The following is a 19,825-nucleotide window of genomic DNA, read 5'->3' on the forward strand; positions in this document are numbered from 1 at the left end:
ACCCCCCACGGTTCGCCTCACCAGGCCACCGACCACCACCATCGATCGGAGTACGCAATCATGCGCGGTGCATTACGCGCGGGTTCCGCCGCAACGGCGGTCCTCGCTTCCATGTTCGTCGCCGGCACCCCCGGTACCGCCTCTGCCGGGATCGTCGCCCCGCCCGACAAGATCGTCATCGAGATCGCCACGGTGAACGGATCGGGCTGCAAGCCGGGGACCGCCGCCATCGCCGTCTCCCCGGACAACACCGCGTTCACCGTCACCTACAGCGACTATCTGGCCAAGGTGGGCGGCAACGCCGACCCCACCGACTTCCGCAAGAACTGTCAGCTCAACCTGATCGTCCATGTCCCGCAGGGCTTCACCTACGCCGTCGCCAGCGCCGACTACCGCGGCTACGCCAGCCTGCAGCGGGGGGCCAGCGCCATCCAGAAGGCCTCGTACTACTTCCAGGGCTCGCCCGACACGGCCGCCAGGAACCATCTCTTCAGCGGCCCGTACGACGACAACTGGCAGGCCACCGACACGACCGAGTGGGGCCAGCTGGTCTGGGCCCCGTGTGGAGTGAAGCGGAACTTCAACATCAACACCGAGCTGCGGGTGAAGGGCGAGATGTCCAGCCCGTCGAAGACCAGCTTCATGACGATGGACTCGACGGACGGCGAGATCAACACCGTCTACCGGCTCGCGTGGAAGCAGTGCCCGGAGAACTGATCCGGGGATGACCGGGCCCGGACCCCGCGCAGGCCACGGCGCGGGGCCCGGGGCCGGGGGGCCGTGGCCCCGGCCTCGGCCTCGGCCTCGGGGCCTTGCGCACCGACTCACCGGCTGAGCCGCTGGACCGCCGCACCGCGCGAGCGGCAGAAGGACCGCCGTGATCACCAGCGCCCGCACCGGCGCTGGAGGTCCTCGTCGCAGCGCGCCAGGGGATGCCGCAGGTCCCGCGCCGCAGCGCGAGGTAACAGGTGCCGGGCGGGTGCTCCGCCCCGCCGAACCTCAGGCCCCGGGCCAGTACCCGCAGGACACGACGCCGCATCGCCCGGTACAGGTGCCGGGGCGCGTGATCCGCCCCGCCGGACCTCAGGTCCCGCGCCGCAGCGCGAGGTACAGGTGCCGGGCAGGTGACCCGCCCCGCCGGACCCCAGGTCCCGGGCCACTACCCGCAGGACACGACGCCGCATCGCCCGGTACAGGTGCCGGGCAGGTGACCCGCCCCGCCGGACCCCAGGTCCCGGGCCACAGCGGGCCTCAGGTCCGGCGCCGCAGCGGGCCTCAGGTCCGGCGCCGCAGCGGGCCTCAGGTCCGGCGCCGCCGGGACCGTACCGCCAGGCCCAGCACCACCGCGCCTACGACCGCGACCGCCGGCAGCGCGAGGCCGGTGCCGCTCCCGTCGTCCGCCGGGCCGGACGCGCCCCCGCTCGCGGACCCGGAGGGCGCTCCACTCCCCGGGCCCCTTCCGTCGTCCTTGACGACCTCCCGCCGGACGACCTCGCTCTGCTCCCCTTCCGTACCGAACATCAGCGCCTTGCCGTCGGGCGTGTACGTCACCGACTCGGCCTGTCCCTGCAGGGGCGCGCCGACGTGGTGGTCGGCACCGAGCCGCCCGCCGCTCCACGCGTAGCCGCGGGCGCTGAAGTAGGAACGCAGTACGAGCTCCTTGCCGTCGGGGGAGAACGCCCCGTCCGTCACCCACGGCACCTCGCCGATCCGCCGGAACGTGTTCGTCCCGCCCGTCACCAGCCGGGAAGGCCCTTCGTACAGCCCTCCGCCGTCCTCGTTCTTGCTGGCGATGTAGACCCGTCCGGTCTTCGGATGGACCATCATCGCCTCGGCGTTGCGCGGGCCGTCCGCGTATTTCACGACGTACTGCGTGGCGTGGACGGTGACGTCCTGCAGCTTCCGTGGCTCCGGGAAGCGGTAGATCCAGACGTGGTCCCAGCTGCCGTTCGCGTTGTCGCCGATGTCGCCGACGTAGACGTTGCCGTCGGGGCCGACGGAGATCGCCTCCATGTCACGTGGCTTGCCGACACCCTGAAGGGTGACCGTGGCGACGGTCCTGCCGGTCTTCGAGTCGACGGCGAAGACACGCGGCGCGTCCTGGTCGTTGTGCGTCCAGTAGACGCCCGGGTGGGCCCGGCTCGCAGCGAGTCCGCTGGATTCCGTGATCCGGGGGTCCTTGATCGTGAAACCGTCACCGTCGCCGCCGTCGGCGGCAGCGGCAGCGGCAGCGGTGGGCATGGCGGCAGTACCGACCGCGAGCACGGCAGCGGCGGTGGCGATCAGAGTCGTACGCAACGAACGCATGCCCCCAAGTGTCCATCGTCACGTCACCTGCCGGAGCCGCACCCGGCGGGGGTCGGCCATGATTGCCCCATGCGTTTCATGTTCGTCGGTGACTCCATGACCATCGGACGCGCCGGCGACTACACCTGGCGATACCGGATGTGGCAGCACCTCAACCGCTCGTTCGGCGGCCCGTACAAGATCGTCGGTCCGCGCACCGAACTGCACGACACGGTCGCCGGCGCCCCTGTCTCGACCGCCTACGCCGACCCGGACTTCCCCGAACGCGCCCGCAAGCACCTGGCCGGCTGGGGCGAGGGCTGGATGCACATGGCCCCGTTGATCCGTGACACGGTGACCACGACGAAGGCGGACGTGCTGCTCGTCTCGCTGGGGCTGATAGACCTCGGCTTCTACACGAACAGCAGTCAGACCGCCCTGAACGTCCGCGCGTTCATCGGCGAGGCCCGCGCGGCGAACCCCCACGTCCGGGCCGTACTCCTCCCGGTCATCCCCAACGTCCGCGCGATGTCCGACGCGCCGTTCGCGCTCGAGTGCGAGCGTTTCAACGAACTCCTCGCCAAGGCCGTGGCCGACCTCGACTCCCCCGCCGCGCCCCTGCTGCTCGCGACACCACCGGAGTCGTACGACGTCCACTCCGACACGTACGACGGCACGCACCCGGGACCCTCGGGCGAGCACAAGCTGGCGGCGGCCTTCGCCGACGCGATGCACCAGGCGTGGGACGTGGGCGGCCCGTACGAGCCGTCGGCGTGACCGGCCGCCCGGCCGGCTACCCGGTCCGCCGGTAGCTGCGGCCGTCCCTGGTCCTGGTCAGCAGGCCCGCCACGACGAGATACCTGCGCAGCGCCGCCGAGTCCTCGTGCACCGTGAGCAGTGCCTCGTTGACCTCGGGCTCGCTGTAGTCGCGGCCCTGCTCGAAAAGGGTCTCCGCGAGATGGACGAGCAACTGCTCGCGGCGGGCGGGCTTCCGCGGGATCGCCGTCAGCCGGCCGTGGGAGAAGAGGGCGGCCACCCCTCGGGACCCACCGGGTGCGGCGGCACCGGGGCCAGCGGCGGTGGATGCGGTGTCGGACATGGCATGGAAGCCTCGTGCATCGCCTCCTGCGAGGCAACGGAATTTCCCGGACCCGTGCGTGCCCGGTGAGCACGGTCACGCGGACGCCGCGGGCCGACGACGCCCGCGGCGCCCACGGGGACGGTCCGGCGGGTCGTTCGGCCGGCCCGGGACAGAGGCCGAGATGCCCGCGGCGCGTCGGCATCGACGCCGACGACGGACCGGCCGTGCCAGTGGCCGTCGTCGCCGACACCGCGCACGCAACACCGCACAGGGATCGCGGCGGACCTCGTCGGCGGAGATGGCATCCGGTCGATGCCGCGCTCCCGCAGTCGGGCGACGGTGCGCGGGGCGCGGACGGCACGGCAGGCTCTCGTACGCCCCCGACGACGACCCGGCCGGCCGGGTACCGGAAGGCCGGTACCGGAAGGCCGTGGCGTCCGTGATGGCCCACCGCGCTCCCCGCGCACCGTCGCCCGTTCACCGGGCAGGCGGCGGACCGGTCACCATGTGGCGCCTGCGACCTGCCGCGTCGTGGCGTTCAGCCGGTTGAAGAGGTTCGTCGTGCCGATCATCAGGATGATCGCCGCGAGCTGCTGCTCGTCGTAGTGGTCGGCGGCGTCGTCCCACACCGCGTCCGGCACCGGGTCGGACCGGTCACTGAGCCGGGTCGCCGCCTCGGTGAGCGCGAGGGCCGCCCGCTCGGCGTCCGAGAAGAACGGCGCCTCCCGCCACGCCGCCACGGCGGTCAGCTGCTCCTCCGTGAGGCCCGCCTTCCTCGCGCTCTGTGCACCGCCCACCACGCAGTAGCTGCAGCCGTTGATCTGGCTCGCGCGCAGATGGACCAGCTCCAGGGTCGTCTCGGGCACTCCGCCCTTCCTCGTGGCCTTCAGCAGGTCGAGGATGGCCGGCATGGCCTCGGGGATGACCGTGGCGGGATTGTTCATCCGAGCGTGCATGTCTTCTGCCCTCCGGGGTTCTCGTCAGTTACTGCTACGACGGATCGCGCGGAGGGAGTGTGACCGGATGAGGGGACGAATCTTCCGGCTTCCGGCCGCCCCTGCCCGCGGGGATGCGAACGGCACGGAGGAAGGTGACCCTGGAGGGGCGGGGGCACACCTCTAGGAGGTCGTCCATGTCCATGATGGACAAGATCAAGCAGATGCTGAGGGGCCACGAGGACCAAGCCTCGAAAGGCATCGACAGATCCGGAGACATGATCGACGACAGGACTCAGGGCAAGTACGGCGGCCAGGTCGACACCGCGCAGGACAAGCTCAAGGGGCAGTTCGGCGGCGAACGGGGCGGCGAGGGACAGGACAGGCCGCCGCAGGCCTGACGGATCGGAAGGAAATCATGACCGGGAACACCAAGCTCACCTCCCGCGACATCATGACCAGCGGCGTGCAGTGCATAGGCGCACATCAGTCACTGCTGGACGCGGCCAGGATGATGCGCGACCTCAATGTCGGCGCTCTGCCCATATGCGGCGACAACAACAGGCTCACGGGCCTGATCACCGACCGCGACGTCGTCGTCCAGTGCGTCGCGGAGGGCATCGACCCGGCGACGGTCCAGGCAGGCTCCCTCGGCGGCGAGCTCCACTGGATCGACGCGAACGTGCCCGCCGACGAAGCGCTGGCGATGATGGAGCAGCACCAGATCAAGCGGCTGCCGGTGATCGACGTCCTGCAGGGTCACCAGCTCGTCGGCATGATCACGGAGGCCAACCTCGCCAAGAACCTGACAGATGCGCAGATCGCGGAGTTCGCGACGCGCGTGTACGCGAACGCCTAGGTCTTTCGTTTGGATCAGGCCGGTCCTGGAGCAAGCATCGCGAAAGCCGGGAGCAGGCAACAACGCGAAAGCCGGGAGCAACGCGAACGCCTGAAGCGAGGCCCATGCCTGAAGCATCGTCACTCATGGAACGAACCCCGAACCGCGCCCCACGCCGTACCGATCGCGGCCTTGTCGATCGCGGTGATCGTGGCCATGCCGATCGCGGCGTGGGGCGTGGATCAGAGTGGCGGAAGGCGCCGGAGCGACGGCACGGACGACGCCTTCCGTCCCAGGCGCAGAACTCACGTCGGATCAAGAGGCGTTGAGGCGTATTACCGGGCCCTCGGGGCAAGCAGCACTCGGCGCGCGCACTTTCACCGTGGCCGGATGTCGGTGAGGTGAGCGAAGACCACGATGTTCTCCTTGTAGTCCTTGGCCTTCTTGTCGTAGTCGCCCCCACAGGTGATCAGCCGCAGCTGCGCGGTGGGCGCCTCGTCGTAGACACGGTCGTTGGGGAACTTCGCCTTGCTGAACGACTCGACGGAATCGACCCTGAACGTGGCGAGTGAGCCGTCCTGGCGAGTGATCTCGACCTTGTTCCCTCGCTTGAGCCCGCTGAGATCCACGAACACCGCGGGGCCGATCGTGGTGTCGAAGTGACCGGCGACGATCGACGTTCCTCGTTCGCCGGGAGTGGCGCCGTCCTTGAACCAGCCGACCAGGTTCTTGTCGTTGGCCGGTGGCGCGTTGAGCTGCCCGGAGGGGGCGATCGTCAACGGCGTGAACGGCGCGTTGACGGAGATGGCGGGGATGGAGATCCGCTTGGGTTCGGAACGGTGCATGGCGAGACCCGGCCCGGCGGTGGGGCGAGGGGGGCGGGCAGGACGCGGAGGGCGGGCGGGACGGGCAGAGGGTGTGGCGGACTGGCCGGCCGAGGGGCCCGCGGCTTTCGGCGTGATGACCACCACGGGAGGGACCGGTTGCTGGGCCACCACGCCGTGGTCGAGGGAACCGTAGACCAGGAGAGCGCCGACCCCCACCGAAGCGACAGGCCACAGCAGAGCATTCCGGGCGGACCGGAAGGTGTGTGCGAGGCGGTGCGGGGACCGGCCGGACGACTGCCGGAAGATCATGTGAGCATGCCTTTCGGTGCTGAGTGAAGCGGCATGAGGGGTGCGACGAAGTGCCACCGTCGCGGCCACCGTCCGGGAGACGGTGGCCGCGACAACGCGAGACGGCTACAAAAGCGACCGCATCAAACCCGGGCACCACCGGATGCGATGCGGCGACGCAGCTTGTAGACACCGGCGCCGATACCACCGAGCATCAGGATCGAACCGGCAGCCAGGCTGCTGCTGTTCGTGGCGAGACCGCCGCCACCGGTGTGGACGCCACCGTTGGGCTTGTCGTAGTCGTCGTCGCCCTTGTCGCCCTTGTCACCCTTGTCGTAGTCGTCGCCCTTGTCACCCTTGTCGTAGTCGTCGTCTCCCTTGTCACCCTTGTCGTAGTCCCCCTTGTCACCCTTGTCGTGGTCGCCCTTGTCGCCCTTGTCCCAGTCCTTCTTGTCGTGATCCCCCTTGTCACCCTTGTCGCCCTTGTCCCAGTCCTTCTTGTCGTGGTCGTCGTCACTCGCCACGCGGGCAAGGGCGCCGCCACCGGTGTGGACGCCACCGTTGGGCTTGTCGTAGTCGTCGTCGCCCTTGTCGCCCTTGTCACCCTTGTCGTAGTCGTCGCCCTTGTCGCCCTTGTCGTAGTCCCCCTTGTCGCCCTTGTCGCCCTTGTCGTAGTCCCCCTTGTCGCCCTTGTCGCCCTTGTCGTAGTCCCCCTTGTCACCCTTGTCGTAGTCCTTCTTGTCGTGATCCCCCTTGTCACCCTTGTCGCCCTTGTCCCAGTCCTTCTTGTCGTGGTCGTCGTCGCTCACCACGCGGGCAAGGGCGCCACCACCGGTGTGGACGCCACCGTTGGGCTTGTCGTAGTCGTCGTCGCCCTTGTCGCCCTTGTCGTAGTCGTCGTCGTCCTTGTCGCCCTTGTCGTAGTCCCCCTTGTCGTAGTCGTCCTTGTCACCCTTGTCGTAACCCTTGTCGTGGTCGCCCTTGTCCTTCTTGTCGTAACCCTTGTCGTGGCCGCCCTTGTCGTGGCCGCCCTTGTCGTGGTCGTCCTTCTTTCCCCAGTCCTTCTTGTCGTGGTCCTTCTTCTCGTAGTCCTTGTCGCCCTTGTCGTAGTCGTCCCCGTAGTCGTCGGACTCGTAGTCCCGGCTGGAGGGGGCGCCGGCGCCGCGGTCGTCGGCTACGGCGATGGCGTAAGCGGCAGGAGCGGTGACCGAAAGCACCGCGGTCACCGCGGCTGAGATCCACAGGGTGCGGGCAGAGCGCATGGGAGTCCATTCCTTTCGCCGCGACTGCGACGGCCGACACATCGTCAGCTCATCGGATCGCAGCAGCGACTCCCCTCACCGTCAGCCGAATTCCGGGGTCGCACCAACCGGGGACCCTGCATTCGAGCTACACCATGGGCTTTTCGGGTGGCGTTCCGCCCGATAATCACCCGTTGGACGGGCACCCGGACCGCGCGCCGCTCAACGAATGCCGCTCTCGGGCCTGGTTCACGCTCGGACCGCGGCGCGGGTGAGCCGGTTCGCGAACGTCGACATCGTGTAGGTGCCGATGCCGAGCACGACTTCCAGGGCGTTCCGCTCGGTGCGGCCGTACGAGAGGAAGCGCTCGAGCTCCTCGTCACCGACGCCGCCCGCCGTCGCCAGGACGGCGAGCGTGAACCTCCGCACCGCCTCCAGGCTCTCGTCCGGGAGGTCACGCTGCTCGCACAGGGCGGCGATCAGCGCCTCGTCCGCACCGAGCTTGCGAAGCTTTTCGGAGTGCATCTCCACGCATACGTGACAGTCGTTGCGGACGGCGACGGTCATGATGACGACCTCGCGTGCCACCGGCTCCAGGGTGCTCGTCTCGAACACCGCGCTGAGCTGGAGGAAGCCGTTGAGCAACTGGGGCGACTCGGCCAGGCGGGCGACGGCGGCCGGAAGGCGGCCGAGATTCCGTACGACTGCCTCCATCGCCTTCCGGGACGCGGCCGGAGCGGTTTCCAGGGTGTGGTCGGTGAACACGCGAGTCTCCTAGAATGGACAACGTGGTTGACGAAGAGAAGGTAAACCAGGTTGTCGAATCAGACAAGGGCGGGCGCAAGAGCACGGGCACCCCGGTGGGCAGGGGATATGAGCTGCCCCTGTTGCTCTTCGCGGGCTTCCGCACCCTCATCGACCGCCTGCACAGCGAACTGGCCCGGCAGGGACACCCGGACCTGAGGCCCGCGCACGGCTTCGCCATGCAAGCGGTCGGGGTCGACGGCGCCACCGCCAGCGAGGTCGGGCGGCGGCTCGGCGTGTCCAAACAGGCGGCCGGCAAGACCGTCGACCGCCTGGTGTCGATGGGCTACGCGGAACGCGTCGACGACCCCACCGACGCGCGCCGCAAGACCGTTCGCCTCACACCGCACGGCCTGGACGCTCTCGCACGTTCGGTGGCGGTCTTCGACGAGCTGCGGGCGGAGTGGGCCCTGACCCTGGGGGGCCGGCGGCTGGACGCACTGGAGAAGGATCTGCGCGCGGTCGTACCCGCCGAGGCGTTCCGGCTCGACGCCGCGGGCTGGTTCGGCGGCACCTGACCGCTGATCGGGGCCCCTCGCATCCCGGGTGACCGGTGACCGCAGCACGGGGCGCGTCGACGCCACCGCGCCGCGCGTCGCCCGCACGCGCAGCCCGCGCCGCGCGTCGCCCGCACGCGCAGCCCGCGCAGCCCGCGCAGCCCGCGCCCCACGCGGACGGACAGCCATGTCCTCTTGCCTGGAGTGCGCTCCAACGCGTTGGCTTGTCAACCATGAAGTACACGCAGCTCGGACGCACGGGACTCAAGGTCGGCCGACTCGTCCTCGGCACGATGAACTTCGGACCGCAGACCGACGAGCCGGAGAGCCACACGATCATGGATGCCGCGCTCGACGCGGGCATCAACCTCTTCGACACCGCCAATGTCTACGGCTGGGGCGAGAACAAGGGGCGCACCGAGACGATCATCGGCAAATGGTTCGCCAAGGGCGGCGAGCGGCGCGACAAGGTCGTCCTCGCCACCAAGGTCTACGCGAACATGGGCGCAGAGGGCGCGCCCTGGCCCAACCACGACAAGCTCTCCGCCCTCAACATCCGCCGTGCCGTCGAGGCCAGCCTCACGCGGCTGCAGACCGACTACATCGATCTGTTCCAGTTCCACCACGTCGACCGGGACACCCCGGTCGAGGAGATCTGGCAGGCCGTCGACGTACTGATCCAGCAGGGCAAGATCATCTACGCGGGCTCCTCGAACTTCCCCGGCTGGAAGATCGCCCAGACCAACGAGACCGCCCGCCGCCTCGGCTCCTACGGGCTGGTGAGCGAGCAGTGCCTGTACAACCTCGCGGAGCGCCGCGCCGAGATGGAGGTCATCCCCGCCGCACGGGAGTACGGCCTCGGGGTCATCCCCTGGTCGCCGCTGCACGGAGGACTGCTCGGCGGGGTGATCAAGAAGCAGAGCGAGGGAGGCCGACGGACGTCGGGGCGCTCCGCGGACGCGCTCGCCGACTCATCCGTACGGAAGAAGCTGCAGGCCTACGAGGACCTGCTCGACAAGCACGGACTCGCACCGGGCGAGGTGGCCCTCGCCTGGCTGCTCACCCGCCCCGGGGTGACGGGCCCGATCGTGGGGCCGCGGACCACGGATCAGCTGGCGTCGGCGCTGCGGGCGGTCGAGCTCGACCTGAGCGACGAGCTGCTGACCGAGCTGGACGGGATCTTCCCCGGTCCGGGGCCGTCGCCGGAGGCGTTCGCCTGGTAGCCGCGCGTGGCGGCCGCGGTCACCTGCCGAGCACGGCCGCCACTGCGACGATCGCGAACATCAGCACGAGCACACCGGCCATGATCCGGTTCCTGGTCTTCGGGTCCACCCTTTGAGCCTAACGGCACCAGAAGTTGATCTAGCATCCGGTGACTCTCAGGACGACGCCCAGGTGGTCCTGGTCGTGAACAACCACTCGGGCCGGGCGGTCACGATCTCGGGGCAGATCGCGAACGACTTCGGCGATGCGTCGTGCGTGTCGACGGCGCTGCCCACCGGCACCCGGCGGGCGTGCTACGGCCCGACCGCGGCTGTCCCGGACTGCTATGACTGGATCGGCGCGGGCATGTCGGCGGGACCGTACGGAGGCACCGTGCGCTTCACCGTCAACGGTGTGGCGAACGAAACGAGGTCGTCGTCCGTCTGCCTGAAGTACCTGCCCGACCCGTTCGACCCGGTGCAGCCGTAGCCGCAGGTGTCGTCGTGCGCCGAGGCCCTGCCGCTCCTTCCGGAGCGGCAGGGCCTCGGTGCTGCGGGGAGGACCGTGCCGGTCGGCCGTTCAGCGCGGCCGGCTCCCGGTCAGCCCTTCGGGCTGATGAACGCGAGCGCCGGGCCGGCGCCGACCGGGCTGGACGCGGTGTCCCAGTTGAACCAGCCGCTCTTCTGGACCTGACGGCTCTCGTTGCCGCCGACCGTCTGGATCTGCTTGCCGTCGGCGGAGACGGCGACGACCAGGTTGATGTGGTTGGCCTCACCGTCGGTCAGGCTGCCGTCGGTGTCGTAGAGGACCGCGTCGCCGACCTTGGGGGCGGAGGTGCGGTAGGTGCCGTGACGCAGACCGTACTCGCGGAAGCTGATCGCACGCGCGTCGAGCTCACTGGCGTGGTCGACGTCGTTGCCGGCCCAGATGTACTTGCCGAACTCGGCGCACCAGGCGCGGCTGTGGTCGAAGTCGTAGTCGGAGAAGTTGTTGCCGACCTCGTTCAGCGCGTCCTTGGCGATGTCCTGACCGAGGGTGCTGACCGTCTTGCAGCTGACGGTGCGGGGCGCGGCCGAGAGGTGGGTCTGGGTCCAGCCGGACTCGTCGACCGGGTCGTTCAGGTGGTACGTGATGTCGGCGCCGGAACCGTCGGAGATGTTGGCGTCCTTGTACCAGTACATGCCGCCCGTGGACGTGCGGCCGTAGTAGAAGCCACCACCGGACGAGACGAGCTGGTTGAAGCCGGACCAGCCCTCGGTCTTCAGGGTGTCCCGCTTCCAGGAGCCGCCGACGATCTTGTACGAGTACAGCTGGCCGGCCTCGGTCGTGGCGAGCAGCCGGTCCTGGCCGACCGCGGTGAGGGTCTTGAGGACGAAGCCGGAGTCGACCTCGACGCGCTGGGCGATGTGCTGCGAGCCCTGCGGCTTCGCCTGGGAGACGTTGTAGCGCATCAGGATGCCGTTCGCGGTTCCCCAGAGGTGACCGTAGCCGTCATAGGTGAGCTTGTCGTGGGTCCAGCCGCTGTCGGCGATCTTCTCGACGCCGGAGAGCTCCAGGGCGTTGTTGTTGGTGAGCACGTCGACGCGGTACAGCGCACCGGCGGTGGACGTGACCAGCACCGTGTTGAAGTTCAGGGTCGCCATCGCCTTGGGCTCGAAGCCGAGATCGGGGCCGACGAGCGTCTTGAGGCGGTTGCCGGTGGCGGAGTCGATGGCCGAGTACGTCAGGCGGTCGTCCCCGAGGATGCCGTAGACCGATGCCTGGCCCGTGCAGACCGTGTCCGCGGCGGACGCCGCGGGGGCCGTGGCCGTCAGCAGACCGAGGGAGAGGGCGCCGGCGGCGAGGGTGGCGGCGGTGGTGCGCAGGCTCTTGGACGAGGCGAACATGAGGGTTTCTCCTGGCGGAAGAGGGCAGCCCGGAGCAGCACCGGGCCGAAGTCTGGATGTGAGAGGGAGGGGAAGTCCCGGTGTGAGAGGGAGCAACGGCCCTGTGAAGGAGGGGGAGCAGGGCCGGCGGGCGCGGTCGGTGCGCCCGCCGGCCGCGGGGCTCAGTACCAGCCGTGACTCTCGGAGTGGTTCCAGGCGCCGCACGGCGTGCCGTAGCGGCCGTCGATGTAGCTCAGGCCCCACTTGATCTGGGTGAGGGGGTTGGTCCGCCAGTCGTCACCCGCGGCGTCCATCTTGTCGCCGGGCAGGGACTGCGGGATTCCGTACGCTCCGGAGGACGGGTTCTGGGCGTTCCAGCGCCAGTTGCTCTCGCGGTCCCACAGACGCTCCAGGCAGGACCACTGGGTGGCGTTGGCCCAGGCGGACTCGTGCTCGTTCATCATCTGGCGTCCCGCGGCCTTCACTTCGGCGATGTTGTCGCGGTTGACCGTGTCGACGGACGTGGTGCAGGTGTAGGTGTTGGGCTGGGCGGACAGCATCTTCTGGGTCCAGCCCCCGGTGTTGACCGGGTCGTTCAGGTGGTACGAGATGTCGGAGCCGGAGCCGTCGGTGGGGTTGGCGTCCTTGTACCAGTACATGGCGCCGGTGGCGAGGCGGCCGTAGTAGAGGCCGCCGCCCGGGGAGACGAGCTGGTTGAAGCCCGACCAGCCGTCGGCCTTGAGCTGGCTGCCCTTCCAGGCGTTCGCGCCGCTGACCGTGTAGTCGAGCAGCCGGCCGTCCTCGGTGGTGGCGCTGAGGCGGTCGTCCCCGGTCGCGGTCAGGGTCTTGAGGACGAAGCCCGTACCGATCTCGGTGCGGCCCGCGATGTGCTGTGAACCCTGCGGCTTGGCCTGGGAGATGTTGTAGCGCAGCAGCATCCCGGCCGCGGTGGTGCCGTAGAGGTGCCCGTGCCCGTCGTACGTCAGCTTGTCGTGGGTCCAGCCGCTGTCGGCGATCTTCTCGACGCCGGAGAGCTCCAGGGCGTTGTTGTTGGTGAGCACGTCGACGCGGTACAGCGCACCGGCGGTGGACGTGACCAGCACCGTGTTGAAGTTCAGGGTCGCCATCGCCTTGGGCTCGAAGCCGAGGTCGGGGCCGACACGGACCTTGGCGAGGTCTCCGGTGGCCGGGTTGATGGCGCTGTAGCTCAGTCTGCCGTCCGCGAGCACACCGTAGATCGACACGCCGCCGGCGCAGGTGGTGGCGGCCTGGGCGGTGGTCGCGGTGGCCGAGACCAGTCCGGTGGTCATCGCGGCTGTAGCGACGAGGCCGGCGAACGTGCGGCCCGCCTTGCGGAACTTGGGCATGGTTTGTCCCCCCCGGGGCAATACTGTCGGGTCAGTGGGCTGGGTGAGTCGGAAGGTGCGGCACCCGTGCGGCGTCGCATGGATGCTCAGGCGGTGGATCAGGAGCGGCTTTCGCTCACTGCCAGCCCATGTCGGCCTGGACGACCTGCCATCCCATGTCGCCCGTGACGGAGGCGGCGACCGGATTCGTGTGCTCACCGGCGTCGAAGGCCGGGGCGGTCAGGACTGCGCCGGCGACGAGAGCGGCGACCGCGGCGGCCTTGGTGAGTCGGATACGCATCACGTTGATCGGTCCTTCCGGGACTGACGACACTGAACGGCTTGTCTGTCCCGGCCTGTTCTCGCGTCCCGCGGTGACGCTTGCTCCGGCCGGTGATCAATAGCTTCGTCGCAGCTCAGGGGCTTGAGAAGAGCTTTCGTATGGACGGAAGGGGCCTTGGACCATTGCGTCCAGGCGGGCCGGTTCGGGCCAGGGCCGGCGCGCGGCATCCCGGGCCCGCCCGATGCCCGGTGCCATGCGGCGGTCCGCCCGGGCGTCAGTCGAGTGACGCGGCAGGGGAAGCGACCGCCGGCATCAGCGGGACCCCCGCCCCCAGCAGCCGCGCCCCGCGCAACTGCGGTACGTCGCAGAGCAGTCGGCGGCAGACCCGTACCGCATGCGCTTCCGCCTCCTCCAGGTGTCCGGCGAGGAGGTAGAACCCGAGGGTGAGGCGCGAGGGGGAGCGCGGATGGACGGCGAGATGCTCGACGCGATCGGGCGGCGCGATCGATGCACGCATCAACTCGCTTATATACAAGGGCAGTTCGGCGCCCGACGGCAGTTCCAGATGTGCATGGACGAGATACATGGAGCAACGGTCGCAGGAGAGCTCCGGGCAAAACGGGCAGTGGTTTTGGCCCGTTCCGTCCACGGCCTGTTCCGACCAGGAGCAGTCTGAAAAGATCACCTGATCTGTGAATGTTGTGTGGGGGACTGGGGGGACTTGAGATGCTGACCGCTCTCGGCCTGAACACCGTCGCTGAGACGGTCTATCGCGCCATGCTGATGCACCCTCAGGACGGGGTCGCCGATCTCGCCGCGGCCGTCGGACACACCGAGGGCGAGGTCAGGGACGCGCTCGACACACTCAGCGAGCTGTCCCTGGTGCGGCCCTCGGCGGAGAACGCGGGGCGGCTGCGGCCGGTCTCTCCCGAGATCGGCATGGAGATCCTGATGGCCAGGCAGCAGGCCGAACTGGCCGCGCAGCAGCAGCGCCTGGAGGCCTCACGGGCCGCCGCGGCCCAGCTGATCTCCGAGTACACCGACCTGCGCCCGGCCGCGGACCACCCCGGAGTGGAACAGCTCGTCGGCCTCGACGAGATACGCGACCGGCTGTCATCGCTCACCCGCGATGTGACTGACGAGGTCATGACATTCGCACCGGACGGACCGCAGACCGCGGAGAACATGGCCGCGTCCCGGCCGCTGAACGAGCAACTGCTCGGCCGGGGGATCCGGATGCGCACGCTCTACCTGGACAGCGTCCGCACCAACCGGCCCACCGTCGAGCACGCCAACTGGCTGACGGAGCACGGCGCCCAGGTCCGTACCGTGCCGTCCCTGCCCACCCGTCTGATCATCACGGACCGGAGCACGGCCCTGATCCCGGTCAACAGCGACAACTCGGCGGCGGGCGCGGTCGTGCTGACCGGAGCGGGCATGCTGACCGCGCTGTGTGCGCTGTTCGAGACCGCATGGGCGACGGCTCAGCCGCTCGGCGACGAGATCCCCGTCGACCGCCACGGTCTCACCGGCCAGCAGGCCGCCGTGATCCGGCTGCTCGCCGAGGGCCACACGGACGAGACGATCGCCAAGCGGCTCGGGGTCTCCCACCGGACCGCGCGCAGGATCGCCTCCGAGCTGATGGAACGGGCAGGAGCGCGCAGCCGGTTCGAACTGGGAGTGCGCTGCGTCCAGAACGGCTGGCTGCCGGCCACCCGCTGCTGACCCGGCCGCACCGCGGGCGCGGTTCACACACCGGGAGGCCCACCCCCACCGGGAGGCTCACGCGCCGAGAGGCCAGGCACCGACCGTCTCGTAGCGCGGCTGCTCCCCCTCGATACCCCTCGTGGGCAGATTGCTGCGGACCAGGACCAGTTCGGACATCGTCCACGGCGTGCCCTCGAAGCCGTTCAGCTCCTCGGCGTAAGGACGCAGGTCCAGGTCCGTCCTGGCGCGGGCGATCGTCAGATGGGCCTGGTAGCGGCGGTGCTCGTCCATCGGGACGCCCGCCCGTCGTGCCGCCGCGTCCGCGCGCTCTGCGAGCAGGCGCATGGCGTCGAGCCCGCCGGCTGCCCCGACCCACAGGGCGCGCCGCCCGAAGTGCCCGCCACCGTGCAGCCGCAGCCGGAACGCCTCACTCCGGTGAGCGGCCCGTTCGAGCCGCTCCTGGAGCTCGGGTACGAGTGCGTCGTCGACCTCGCCCATGAACGCGAGGGTGAAGTGCCATCCGGGCCGCCCGGTCCAGCGCAGTCCGTCCGAGCCGGGAAGGGCGTGGAGGCGGTCGACGGCGCTTCCCAGTTCCCGTACGGCTTCCTCGGGCGGCAGCACGGCGGCGAAGAGTCTCATACGTCGAGTCTGGCACCCTTACCGCCCGGGCGGAGCCCCGGATCCGCCGGGGCCCAGGACAGGTGGCCGCGCAGCGCCGCGCCCTCCCGGGCACTCGCGAACCGGCAGGCGGCCACACCGCGTTGGCGGTGCCGCAGAGGCAGGCTGGTGGTGCCGTGCCGGGTGTGCGCGCCCTTGCCCCGGGGCGCGCGGCGAACCCTCATGCCGCGGCCGTGATCTGCTCGCGCGGTACGAAGCGGATGTGCGGCCGGCCCGGCCGCAGGTCCACCTTGACGCGCAGGCCGCCCACCCGCACCAGGATCAGGCCGATCGCCCCGGCCGCGACGAGGGCGACCGCGCCGCCCGCCGCGAAGCCGGTACGGGGGCCGTACGTGTCCGTGATCCAGCCGACGACGGGCGCCCCCACGGGCGTACCACCGACGAAGACCATCATGTAGAGGCTCATCACACGGCCCCGCATCATCGGCTCCGTGGCCATCTGGACGGACGAGTTGGCGGTGACGTTGACCGTCAGGCCGACCATGCCGATCGGCACGAGCAGCAGCGCGAAGAGCCAGAAGGACGGCGAGAGGGCCGCGGCGATCTCCAGCGTGCCGAACAGCGCCGCCGCCCCGACCAGCATCCGCAGCCGGGATGTGCCACGGCGTGCGGACAGCAGTGCGCCGACCAGCGAGCCGGCCGCCATCAGCGTGTTGAGCAGGCCGTACGTACCGGCGCCGACGTGGAAGACCTTGTCCGAGAACGCGGTCAGCCAGATCGGGAAGTTGAAACCGAAGGTGCCGATGAAGCCCACGAGCACGATCGGCCAGATCAGCTCGGGCCGTCCCGCGACGTACTTCAGACCCTCCCGCAGCTGGCCCTTGCCGCGCGGCGCGCGCTCGACCTTGTGCAGCTCACTCGTACGCATCCGCAGCAGACTGGTGATCGGCGCCAGAAAGAACAGGCCGTTGAGCAGGAACGCCCAGCCGCTGCCGACGGCGGTGATCAGCACACCGGCGACGGCCGGACCGACCAGCCGCGCGGACTGGAAGTTCGCGGAGTTGAGGCTGACGGCGTTCTGCAGCTGCCGGAGGCCGACCATCTCGGAGACGAACGACTGCCGCGCCGGATTGTCGACGACCGTGACCATGCCGAGCAGGAACGCGATCAGATAGACGTGCCAGACCTGCACATGGCCGGAAAGGGTCAGTACGGCGAGCGCGAGCCCGCACAGTCCGAGCGCGCCCTGGCTGAACAGCAGGATGCGGCGCTTGGGGTAGCGGTCGGCGATGACTCCGCCGTACAGACCGAAGAGCAGCATCGGCAGGAACTGCAGGGCCGTCGTGATGCCGACGGCCGTCGCGGAGCCGGTGAGGCTCAGGACCAGCCAGTCCTGGGTGATGCGGGACATCCAGGTGCCCGTGTTGGAGACGATGGCTCCGGCGAAGAACAGGCGGTAGTTGCGGACCTTGAGCGAGGAGAACGTCCCGGAGGGTCCGGGGCTCCCCGAGGTCGGCGTGGTCGTGCTCTCGTGGTGGGGGTTCGGTGCGGGTGCGGAGTCTGCTCCGGGTCCCGTACTCAAAAGGGCTCGCCTCCTTGCGGCTGTGGGTCAAAGGTGTGCGAGCTTCTCCAGCACGGGGGCGGCAGCGCGCAGCTTGGCCCACTCGTCATCGTCCAGACCCTCGGCGAGGGATGCCAGCCAGGCGTTCCGCTTCCGGCGGCTCTCCTCGAGCATGGCCTCTGCCTGCTCGGTCTGGCTGACCACCTTCTGCCGGCGGTCATCGGGGTGCGGCTCGAGCCGGACCAGTCCCTTGGCTTCCAGCAGCGCCACGATGCGGGTCATCGACGGCGGCTGGACATGCTCCTTGCGGGCCAGCTCACCGGGGGTGGCGGAGCCGCAGCGGGCCAGGGTGCCGAGCACCGACATCTCGGTGGGGCTCAGCGATTCGTCGACGCGCTGATGCTTCAGGCGCCGGCCCAGCCGCATCACGGCCGAGCGAAGTGAGTTCACGGCGGCGGCGTCGTCGCCGTCGGACAGGTCAGGCATGTCCTTAGCGTAACTCATTACCCAGTCTAAATACCAGCCGGTATCGATTCCGCGGAGCCAATCACCCATACGAGTGAGCAAGGTCCGGAAAGTGACGCATGGGCGCGTTCCGGCCAGCGACCCTGGCTGACATGGCATCGACAGTGCTCAGCCTGCGGATGGACGAGGAGCTGCTCCACCGGCTCCGGCAGCATGCCGCCAGACGCGGAATGAGCGTCCAGGACTATGTGGTCCGGACGCTCATTCGCGACGATTTCGACGAACGCTTCAATGCGGCCGTCGACGAGACGGAGAAGTTCTACGGCCTCACGTGACCGGTTCCGGCCTCACGTGACGGTTCCGGCCTCACGTGACGGTTCCGGCCTCACCCGGCCGGGCTCGGCCTCTCCCGGTCAGGTCAGCCCCAGCGCGGGCATCGCGTAGTAGAAGACGAACACCGCGGACACGACGTACATCGCCACCGGCACCTCACGCCCGCGCCCGGCCGCCGTCCGCAGCACGCTGAAGGCGATGAAGCCGATGCCGATGCCGTTGGTGATCGAGTACGTGAACGGCATCATCACCATCGCCAGGAACGCCGGCACGGCGATCGTGAAGTCGCTCCAGTCGATGTCCTTGACCGACCCGGCCAGGATCAGGAAGCCGACCGCCAGCAGCGCGGGCGTCGCCGCCTGCGACGGCACCATCGTGGCGAGCGGCGTCAGGAACAGCGCCACCGCGAACAGCGCCCCCGTGACGACCGACGCGAGGCCGGTACGGGCGCCCTCGCCGACGCCCGCCGTGGACTCCACGAAACAGGTGTTGGCCGAGGAGGAGGTCGCGCCGCCCGCGGCGACGGCGATGCCGTCGACGATCAGCACCTTGTTGATGCCGGGGAACTCGCCCTTCCTGTCGATCAGCTTCGCCTCGTCGCCGACTCCGAGGATCGTGCCCATCGCGTCGAAGAAGCAGGACAGCAGCACGGTGAAGACGAACAGCGCGCCGGTGAGGAAGCCCACCTTCTCGAAGCCGCCGAACAGGCTGACCTGCCCGACAAGGCCGAAGTCGGGCGTCGAGACCGGGTTGCCCGGCCACTCGGGGACCGTGAGGCCCCACGCCTGGCCCGGCAGCTTCGCGATCAGCTGGACGACGACCGCGACGACCGTCATCACGACGATCGAGATCAGGATCGCGCCAGGAACCTTGCGGATGATCAGCGCGAGCGTCAGCAGTGCGCCCAGCACGAAGATCAGCACGGGCCAGCCGCCGAGGTGGCCGGTGAGCCCGAGCTGGAGCGGGACGGTGGTGTGCGCGGCGTCCGGGATCCGGGAGACGAACCCGGAGTCGACGAGGCCGATCAGCATGATGAAAAGGCCGATGCCGATCGCGATGCCCTTGCGCAGGCCGACCGGTACGGCGTTCATGACGCGCTCGCGCAGGCCCGTCGCGACGAGCAGCATCACCACGAGACCCGCGAGGACGACCATGCCCATGGCGTCGGGCCAGCTCATCCGGGGGGCGAGCTGCAGGGCGACGACGGTGTTCACGCCGAGACCCGCGGCCAGCGCGATCGGGACGTTGCCGATCACCCCCATGAGGAGGGTGGAGAAGGCGGCCGTGAGCACGGTGGCGGTGACGAGCTGGCCACCGTCGAGCTGGTGCCCGTACATGTCCTTCGCGCTGCCCAGGATGATCGGGTTCAGCACGATGATGTAGGCCATCGCGAAGAAGGTCGCGAAGCCGCCGCGGATCTCACGGGGAATCGTGGAGCCACGCTCGGAGATCCTGAAGTAGCGGTCGAGCCTGGCGAGGGCACCGGGACCGGAGTCCGGCCGCTGCGGCTGCCGGACGTCCGCGGGGGCGGTGGCCGTGGGGGGCATGTGAGTCCTCGTCGATGATTCTTGGCCGGTTTCCTGGAGGTTCATACGAACAAAACCGGTCGGACACAAACCGCTTCAGTATGAACGTATAAGTTGAAGA

The 19,825-nt window shown here is 69.4% G+C and carries 24 protein-coding genes; 9 read left to right on the plus strand and 15 right to left on the minus strand.

Annotation, left to right across the window (positions count from 1 at the left end; genetic code table 11):
- Nucleotides 1–60: 60 nt before the first annotated feature.
- Nucleotides 61–717, plus strand: coding sequence for a DUF4360 domain-containing protein (locus tag ACFU5O_RS18680; protein ID WP_384241607.1), 657 nt, complete (start codon nucleotides 61–63; stop codon nucleotides 715–717).
- A 582-nt stretch (nucleotides 718–1,299) separates the two neighbouring features.
- Here the strand turns inward: ACFU5O_RS18680 and ACFU5O_RS18685 are convergent.
- Nucleotides 1,300–2,307, minus strand: a complete 1,008-nt coding sequence (locus ACFU5O_RS18685; protein WP_384241609.1) for a WD40 repeat domain-containing protein — start codon at nucleotides 2,305–2,307, stop codon at nucleotides 1,300–1,302.
- Nucleotides 2,308–2,376: 69 nt separating this feature from the next.
- Here ACFU5O_RS18685 and ACFU5O_RS18690 point away from each other — a divergent pair, with 69 nt between their 5' ends.
- Nucleotides 2,377–3,063, plus strand: coding sequence for a GDSL-type esterase/lipase family protein (locus tag ACFU5O_RS18690; RefSeq protein WP_384241611.1), 687 nt, complete (start codon nucleotides 2,377–2,379; stop codon nucleotides 3,061–3,063).
- A gap of 16 nt (nucleotides 3,064–3,079) precedes the next feature.
- On the opposite strand, the gene ACFU5O_RS18695 is transcribed toward ACFU5O_RS18690, so the two are convergent.
- Together ACFU5O_RS18695 and ACFU5O_RS18700 are read right to left on the minus strand one after the other, a co-directional pair.
- On the minus strand, nucleotides 3,080–3,385 hold the full coding sequence (locus tag ACFU5O_RS18695) for a DUF2087 domain-containing protein (protein ID WP_384241613.1): 306 nt from the start codon (nucleotides 3,383–3,385) through the stop codon (nucleotides 3,080–3,082).
- A 482-nt stretch (nucleotides 3,386–3,867) separates the two neighbouring features.
- The gene (locus ACFU5O_RS18700; RefSeq protein ID WP_384241615.1) at nucleotides 3,868–4,323 is read right to left on the minus strand and encodes a carboxymuconolactone decarboxylase family protein; all 456 of its coding nucleotides are present in this window, start codon (nucleotides 4,321–4,323) and stop codon (nucleotides 3,868–3,870) included.
- 176 nt (nucleotides 4,324–4,499) lie between these two features.
- Here ACFU5O_RS18700 and ACFU5O_RS18705 point away from each other — a divergent pair, with 176 nt between their 5' ends.
- Nucleotides 4,500–4,703 (plus strand): antitoxin, encoded by a 204-nt coding sequence (locus ACFU5O_RS18705; RefSeq protein ID WP_384241617.1) that lies wholly within the window; start codon nucleotides 4,500–4,502, stop codon nucleotides 4,701–4,703.
- A gap of 17 nt (nucleotides 4,704–4,720) precedes the next feature.
- On the plus strand, nucleotides 4,721–5,161 hold the full coding sequence (locus ACFU5O_RS18710) for a CBS domain-containing protein (protein ID WP_384241619.1): 441 nt from the start codon (nucleotides 4,721–4,723) through the stop codon (nucleotides 5,159–5,161).
- A gap of 356 nt (nucleotides 5,162–5,517) precedes the next feature.
- Here ACFU5O_RS18710 and ACFU5O_RS18715 read toward each other — a convergent pair whose 3' ends face one another.
- The 3 genes from ACFU5O_RS18715 to ACFU5O_RS18725 all read right to left on the minus strand — a co-directional run bounded on the left by ACFU5O_RS18715 (nucleotide 5,518) and on the right by ACFU5O_RS18725 (nucleotide 8,210).
- Nucleotides 5,518–6,276, minus strand: a complete 759-nt coding sequence (locus tag ACFU5O_RS18715) for a class F sortase (RefSeq protein ID WP_384241621.1) — start codon at nucleotides 6,274–6,276, stop codon at nucleotides 5,518–5,520.
- A gap of 122 nt (nucleotides 6,277–6,398) precedes the next feature.
- Entirely contained in the window at nucleotides 6,399–7,517 is a 1,119-nt protein-coding gene (locus tag ACFU5O_RS18720) for a hypothetical protein (protein ID WP_384241624.1), read from the minus strand.
- A gap of 228 nt (nucleotides 7,518–7,745) precedes the next feature.
- Nucleotides 7,746–8,210 (minus strand): carboxymuconolactone decarboxylase family protein, encoded by a 465-nt coding sequence (locus ACFU5O_RS18725; RefSeq protein ID WP_384241719.1) that lies wholly within the window; start codon nucleotides 8,208–8,210, stop codon nucleotides 7,746–7,748.
- A 65-nt stretch (nucleotides 8,211–8,275) separates the two neighbouring features.
- Between ACFU5O_RS18725 and ACFU5O_RS18730 the strand changes: the two genes are divergently transcribed.
- The 3 genes from ACFU5O_RS18730 (at nucleotide 8,276) to ACFU5O_RS18740 (ending at nucleotide 10,489) form a co-directional block, all read left to right on the plus strand.
- Nucleotides 8,276–8,818 carry a MarR family winged helix-turn-helix transcriptional regulator gene (locus ACFU5O_RS18730; RefSeq protein WP_384241627.1) on the plus strand — a complete coding sequence of 181 codons (543 nt, stop codon included), beginning with the start codon at nucleotides 8,276–8,278 and terminating at the stop codon, nucleotides 8,816–8,818.
- A 212-nt stretch (nucleotides 8,819–9,030) separates the two neighbouring features.
- The gene (locus ACFU5O_RS18735) at nucleotides 9,031–10,020 is read left to right on the plus strand and encodes an aldo/keto reductase (protein WP_384241629.1); all 990 of its coding nucleotides are present in this window, start codon (nucleotides 9,031–9,033) and stop codon (nucleotides 10,018–10,020) included.
- A gap of 184 nt (nucleotides 10,021–10,204) precedes the next feature.
- Nucleotides 10,205–10,489 (plus strand): hypothetical protein, encoded by a 285-nt coding sequence (locus ACFU5O_RS18740; RefSeq protein ID WP_384241631.1) that lies wholly within the window; start codon nucleotides 10,205–10,207, stop codon nucleotides 10,487–10,489.
- 110 nt (nucleotides 10,490–10,599) lie between these two features.
- On the opposite strand, the gene ACFU5O_RS18745 is transcribed toward ACFU5O_RS18740, so the two are convergent.
- From ACFU5O_RS18745 to ACFU5O_RS18760, 4 genes are all read right to left on the minus strand, one after another.
- Nucleotides 10,600–11,886: a CHAP domain-containing protein gene (locus ACFU5O_RS18745; protein WP_384241634.1), complete on the minus strand. Its 1,287-nt coding sequence runs from the start codon at nucleotides 11,884–11,886 to the stop codon at nucleotides 10,600–10,602.
- A 161-nt stretch (nucleotides 11,887–12,047) separates the two neighbouring features.
- On the minus strand, nucleotides 12,048–13,232 hold the full coding sequence (locus tag ACFU5O_RS18750; protein WP_384241636.1) for a tachylectin-related carbohydrate-binding protein: 1,185 nt from the start codon (nucleotides 13,230–13,232) through the stop codon (nucleotides 12,048–12,050).
- A 115-nt stretch (nucleotides 13,233–13,347) separates the two neighbouring features.
- On the minus strand, nucleotides 13,348–13,515 hold the full coding sequence (locus ACFU5O_RS18755) for a hypothetical protein (RefSeq protein WP_384241638.1): 168 nt from the start codon (nucleotides 13,513–13,515) through the stop codon (nucleotides 13,348–13,350).
- A gap of 253 nt (nucleotides 13,516–13,768) precedes the next feature.
- Entirely contained in the window at nucleotides 13,769–14,080 is a 312-nt protein-coding gene (locus ACFU5O_RS18760) for a hypothetical protein (protein ID WP_384241641.1), read from the minus strand.
- Between the two features lie 140 nt (nucleotides 14,081–14,220).
- Between ACFU5O_RS18760 and ACFU5O_RS18765 the strand changes: the two genes are divergently transcribed.
- Nucleotides 14,221–15,219 (plus strand): helix-turn-helix domain-containing protein, encoded by a 999-nt coding sequence (locus ACFU5O_RS18765; RefSeq protein ID WP_384241643.1) that lies wholly within the window; start codon nucleotides 14,221–14,223, stop codon nucleotides 15,217–15,219.
- A 57-nt stretch (nucleotides 15,220–15,276) separates the two neighbouring features.
- On the opposite strand, the gene thpR is transcribed toward ACFU5O_RS18765, so the two are convergent.
- Genes thpR through ACFU5O_RS18785 form a run of 4 tightly spaced genes read right to left on the minus strand, consistent with a single transcriptional unit; the run spans nucleotide 15,277 to nucleotide 17,866 of the window.
- Nucleotides 15,277–15,840 (minus strand): RNA 2',3'-cyclic phosphodiesterase, encoded by a 564-nt coding sequence (gene thpR, locus ACFU5O_RS18770; RefSeq protein ID WP_384241645.1) that lies wholly within the window; start codon nucleotides 15,838–15,840, stop codon nucleotides 15,277–15,279.
- A complete protein-coding gene (locus tag ACFU5O_RS18775; protein WP_384241647.1) occupies nucleotides 15,837–16,043 on the minus strand; it encodes a hypothetical protein in 207 nt (68 codons plus the stop codon). Before ACFU5O_RS18775 ends, thpR begins: the two co-directional genes overlap by 4 nt.
- Nucleotides 16,040–17,401 (minus strand): MFS transporter, encoded by a 1,362-nt coding sequence (locus ACFU5O_RS18780; RefSeq protein ID WP_384241650.1) that lies wholly within the window; start codon nucleotides 17,399–17,401, stop codon nucleotides 16,040–16,042. The genes ACFU5O_RS18775 and ACFU5O_RS18780 overlap by 4 nt, the downstream gene beginning before the upstream one ends.
- 27 nt (nucleotides 17,402–17,428) lie before the next feature.
- Nucleotides 17,429–17,866: a MarR family winged helix-turn-helix transcriptional regulator gene (locus ACFU5O_RS18785; protein ID WP_384241652.1), complete on the minus strand. Its 438-nt coding sequence runs from the start codon at nucleotides 17,864–17,866 to the stop codon at nucleotides 17,429–17,431.
- A gap of 131 nt (nucleotides 17,867–17,997) precedes the next feature.
- On the opposite strand from ACFU5O_RS18785, the gene ACFU5O_RS18790 reads away from it, so the two are divergent.
- Complete coding sequence (locus ACFU5O_RS18790; RefSeq protein WP_384241654.1) at nucleotides 17,998–18,180, plus strand: ribbon-helix-helix protein, CopG family; 183 nt, start codon at nucleotides 17,998–18,000, stop codon at nucleotides 18,178–18,180.
- A gap of 78 nt (nucleotides 18,181–18,258) precedes the next feature.
- Here ACFU5O_RS18790 and ACFU5O_RS18795 read toward each other — a convergent pair whose 3' ends face one another.
- Nucleotides 18,259–19,725, minus strand: a complete 1,467-nt coding sequence (locus ACFU5O_RS18795) for an NCS2 family permease (protein ID WP_384241657.1) — start codon at nucleotides 19,723–19,725, stop codon at nucleotides 18,259–18,261.
- Between the last annotated feature and the right edge of the window lie 100 nt (nucleotides 19,726–19,825).

The sequence above is a fragment of the Streptomyces sp. NPDC057445 genome, from assembly GCF_042802855.1.
Lineage (GTDB): Bacteria > Actinomycetota > Actinomycetes > Streptomycetales > Streptomycetaceae > Streptomyces.

Bases quoted from the DNA above. Each gene is read 5' to 3' on its own strand.
- ACFU5O_RS18680 (WP_384241607.1), top strand. From the start codon at position 61: ATGCGCGGTGCATTACGCGCGGGTTCCGCCGCAACGGCGGTCCTCGCT.
- ACFU5O_RS18685 (WP_384241609.1), bottom strand. From the start codon at position 2,307: ATGCGTTCGTTGCGTACGACTCTGATCGCCACCGCCGCTGCCGTGCTC.
- ACFU5O_RS18690 (WP_384241611.1), top strand. From the start codon at position 2,377: ATGCGTTTCATGTTCGTCGGTGACTCCATGACCATCGGACGCGCCGGC.
- ACFU5O_RS18695 (WP_384241613.1), bottom strand. From the start codon at position 3,385: ATGTCCGACACCGCATCCACCGCCGCTGGCCCCGGTGCCGCCGCACCC.
- ACFU5O_RS18700 (WP_384241615.1), bottom strand. From the start codon at position 4,323: ATGCACGCTCGGATGAACAATCCCGCCACGGTCATCCCCGAGGCCATG.
- ACFU5O_RS18705 (WP_384241617.1), top strand. From the start codon at position 4,500: ATGTCCATGATGGACAAGATCAAGCAGATGCTGAGGGGCCACGAGGAC.
- ACFU5O_RS18710 (WP_384241619.1), top strand. From the start codon at position 4,721: ATGACCGGGAACACCAAGCTCACCTCCCGCGACATCATGACCAGCGGC.
- ACFU5O_RS18715 (WP_384241621.1), bottom strand. From the start codon at position 6,276: ATGATCTTCCGGCAGTCGTCCGGCCGGTCCCCGCACCGCCTCGCACAC.
- ACFU5O_RS18720 (WP_384241624.1), bottom strand. From the start codon at position 7,517: ATGCGCTCTGCCCGCACCCTGTGGATCTCAGCCGCGGTGACCGCGGTG.
- ACFU5O_RS18725 (WP_384241719.1), bottom strand. From the start codon at position 8,210: ATGGAGGCAGTCGTACGGAATCTCGGCCGCCTTCCGGCCGCCGTCGCC.
- ACFU5O_RS18730 (WP_384241627.1), top strand. From the start codon at position 8,276: ATGGACAACGTGGTTGACGAAGAGAAGGTAAACCAGGTTGTCGAATCA.
- ACFU5O_RS18735 (WP_384241629.1), top strand. From the start codon at position 9,031: ATGAAGTACACGCAGCTCGGACGCACGGGACTCAAGGTCGGCCGACTC.
- ACFU5O_RS18745 (WP_384241634.1), bottom strand. From the start codon at position 11,886: ATGTTCGCCTCGTCCAAGAGCCTGCGCACCACCGCCGCCACCCTCGCC.
- ACFU5O_RS18750 (WP_384241636.1), bottom strand. From the start codon at position 13,232: ATGCCCAAGTTCCGCAAGGCGGGCCGCACGTTCGCCGGCCTCGTCGCT.
- ACFU5O_RS18760 (WP_384241641.1), bottom strand. From the start codon at position 14,080: ATGTATCTCGTCCATGCACATCTGGAACTGCCGTCGGGCGCCGAACTG.
- ACFU5O_RS18765 (WP_384241643.1), top strand. From the start codon at position 14,221: ATGCTGACCGCTCTCGGCCTGAACACCGTCGCTGAGACGGTCTATCGC.
- thpR (WP_384241645.1), bottom strand. From the start codon at position 15,840: ATGAGACTCTTCGCCGCCGTGCTGCCGCCCGAGGAAGCCGTACGGGAA.
- ACFU5O_RS18775 (WP_384241647.1), bottom strand. From the start codon at position 16,043: ATGAGGGTTCGCCGCGCGCCCCGGGGCAAGGGCGCGCACACCCGGCAC.
- ACFU5O_RS18785 (WP_384241652.1), bottom strand. From the start codon at position 17,866: ATGCCTGACCTGTCCGACGGCGACGACGCCGCCGCCGTGAACTCACTT.
- ACFU5O_RS18790 (WP_384241654.1), top strand. From the start codon at position 17,998: ATGGCATCGACAGTGCTCAGCCTGCGGATGGACGAGGAGCTGCTCCAC.
- ACFU5O_RS18795 (WP_384241657.1), bottom strand. From the start codon at position 19,725: ATGCCCCCCACGGCCACCGCCCCCGCGGACGTCCGGCAGCCGCAGCGG.